The organism is Kribbella sp. NPDC055071, assembly GCF_053608045.1.
Genome location: NZ_JBSGUS010000057.1, coordinates 1,948 through 5,163, shown reverse-complemented (window position 1 = coordinate 5,163; position 3,216 = coordinate 1,948). Strand labels below are relative to the sequence as shown.

1 rRNA gene is annotated in these 3,216 nt (G+C 55.3%); it reads right to left on the bottom strand.

Annotation, left to right across the window (positions count from 1 at the left end):
- Positions 1-7: 7 nt before the first annotated feature.
- Positions 8-3,134, bottom strand: a 23S ribosomal RNA gene (locus tag ACWF4Z_RS38080).
- Positions 3,135-3,216: the final 82 nt, after the last annotated feature.

Genomic DNA, 3,216 nt, shown 5'->3' with positions numbered 1-3,216 from the left:
GTGAGTGTGTGACAAGCCCTCGGCCTATTAGTACCAGTCAGCTCCACACCTTGCGGTGCTTCCACTTCTGGCCTATCAACCCAGTGGTCTACTGGGGGCCTTACCCGGTTAACCCGGTGGGAGACCTCATCTTGAAGCGTGCTTCCCGCTTAGATGCTTTCAGCGGTTATCACTCCCGAACGTAGCCAACCAGCCGTGCTCCTGGCGGAACAACTGGCACACCAGAGGTTCGTCCACCCCGGTCCTCTCGTACTAGGGGCAGCCCTTCTCAAGTCTCCTGCGCGCGCAGCGGATAGGGACCGAACTGTCTCACGACGTTCTAAACCCAGCTCGCGTGCCGCTTTAATGGGCGAACAGCCCAACCCTTGGGACCTACTCCAGCCCCAGGATGCGACGAGCCGACATCGAGGTGCCAAACCATCCCGTCGATATGGACTCTTGGGGAAGATCAGCCTGTTATCCCCGGGGTACCTTTTATCCGTTGAGCGACGGTGCTCCCACATGCCACCGCCGGATCACTAGTTCCGACTTTCGTCCCTGCTCGACATGTCTGTCTCACAGTCAAGCTCCCTTGTGCACTTACACTCGACACCTGATTGCCAACCAGGCTGAGGGAACCTTTGAGCGCCTCCGTTACCTTTTAGGAGGCGACCGCCCCAGTCAAACTACCCACCAGGCACTGTCCCTGATCCGGATAACGGACCAAAGTTAGACAGCCAGAACAACCAGAGTGGTATTTCAACGATGACTCCACCCGAACTGGCGTCCGAGCTTCACAGCCTCCCACCTATCCTACACAAGTTGTACCGACCACCAATACCAAGTTGTAGTAAAGGTCCCGGGGTCTTTCCGTCCTGCTGCGCGTAACGAGCATCTTTACTCGTAATGCAATTTCGCCGAGTCCACGGTTGAGACAGCGCCCAAGTCGTTACGCCATTCGTGCAGGTCGGAACTTACCCGACAAGGAATTTCGCTACCTTAGGATGGTTATAGTTACCACCGCCGTTTACTGGCGCTTAAGTTCAAAGCTTCGCCGGCCTAAGCCAGCTAACCTGTCCCCTTAACGTTCCAGCACCGGGCAGGCGTCAGTCCGTATACATCGAATTACTTCTTCGCACGGACCTGTGTTTTTAGTAAACAGTCGCTTGGGCCTGGTCTCTGCGGCCATCACCGCTTCGGTGAGCAAGTCACCTAACGGTTCCGGCCCCCCTTCTCCCGAAGTTACGGGGGCATTTTGCCGAGTTCCTTAACCATGGTTCACTCGATCGCCTTGGTATTCTCTACCTGATCACCTGTGTCGGTTTGGGGTACGGGCGGCTCTAACACTCACTGCGAAGTTTTTCTCGGCAGCATGGGATCATCCACTTCCCCTGAACGGGTCCGCCTCGGCTCTCAGGCTCAATGAGACACGGATTTGCCTATGTCTCGCCCTACCACCTTGCCCGCGGATCAGCTTACGCCTACCATCGCCGCGGTTGGACTACCCTCCTGCGTCACTCCTCAATGCACCTACTACCACCTCGGGCCGAACAGTCCACCGATCCGTCCGAAGACATCACAGCTTCACGTTCTTAGCATCAGCGGGTTCGGTCGGGACGTGTTAATGCCGGTACGGGAATATCAACCCGTTGTCCATCGACTACGCCTGTCGGCCTCGCCTTAGGTCCCGACTTACCCAGGGCAGATTAGCTTGACCCTGGAACCCTTGATCATCCGGCGGACGGGTTTCTCACCCGTCATTCGCTACTCATGCCTGCATTCTCACTCGTGCAGCATCCACAACTCCATCACTAGGCTGCTTCACACGCTGCACGACGCTCCCCTACCCACCCACACACCTGGATGCCGAACAAGTCGACACCGGGTACTTGTGTGAGTGCCACAGCTTCGGCGGATTGCTTGAGCCCCGCTACATTGTCGGCGCGGAATCACTTGACCAGTGAGCTATTACGCACTCTTTCAAGGGTGGCTGCTTCTAAGCCAACCTCCTGGTTGTCTGGGCAACTCCACATCCTTTTCCACTTAGCAATCGCTTAGGGGCCTTAGCTGGTGATCTGGGCTGTTTCCCTCTCGACTACGGAGCTTATCCCCCGCAGTCTCACTGCCGCGCTCTCACTTACCGGCATTCGGAGTTTGGCTGATTTCGGTAAGCCGGTAAGCCCCCTAGACCATCCAGTGCTCTACCTCCGGTAAGAAACACGCGACGCTGCACCTATATGCATTTCGGGGAGAACCAGCTATCACGGAGTTTGATTGGCCTTTCACCCCTATCCACAGGTCATCCCCCAGGTTTTCAACCCTGGTGGGTTCGGTCCTCCACGCGGTCTTACCCACGCTTCAACCTGCCCATGGATAGATCACTCCGCTTCGGGTCTAGAGCATGCGACTAAAACGCCCTGTTCAGACTCGCTTTCGCTACGGCTACCCCACACGGGTTAACCTCGCCACACACCACTAACTCGCAGGCTCATTCTTCAAAAGGCACGCCGTCACACATTCACAAGGAACATGCTCCGACGGATTGTAGGCAACCGGTTTCAGGTACTATTTCACTCCCCTCCCGGGGTACTTTTCATCTTTCCCTCACGGTACTAGTCCGCTATCGGTCACCAAGAAGTATTTAGGCTTAGCGGGTGGTCCCGCCAGATTCACACGGGATTTCAAGAGTCCCGTGCTACTTGGGAAAACACTCAAGAGTCACTGTCTTACGCCTACAGGGCTATAACCCACTACGGCTCAACATTCCAGAAGATTCGACTTCAACAGTGATTTATAACTCTTTAGTCTCACGGCATTGAGACTCGAATGCTCCCACAACCCCATATACGCAACGCACGCCGGCTATCACACGCACATGGTTTAGCCTCATCCGCTTTCGCTCGCCACTACTCACGGAATCACTATTGTTTTCTCTTCCTGCGGGTACTGAGATGTTTCACTTCCCCGCGTTCCCTCCAGAACCCTATGTGTTCAGGCACTGGTAACTGGCTTTAGAATGCCAGCTGGGTTTCCCCATTCGGACACCCCCGGATCACAGCTCGGTTGCCAACTCCCCGGGGCTTATCGCAGGCTCCAACGTCCTTCATCGGCTCTTGGTACCAAGACATCCACCGATTGCCCTTAGTAGCTTGTCACTAACAAAAAGGCAAAAAGATTACGCTACAAAAAGATGCTCGCGTCCACTATACAGTTCTCAAAATACGGGCAGGAACACCA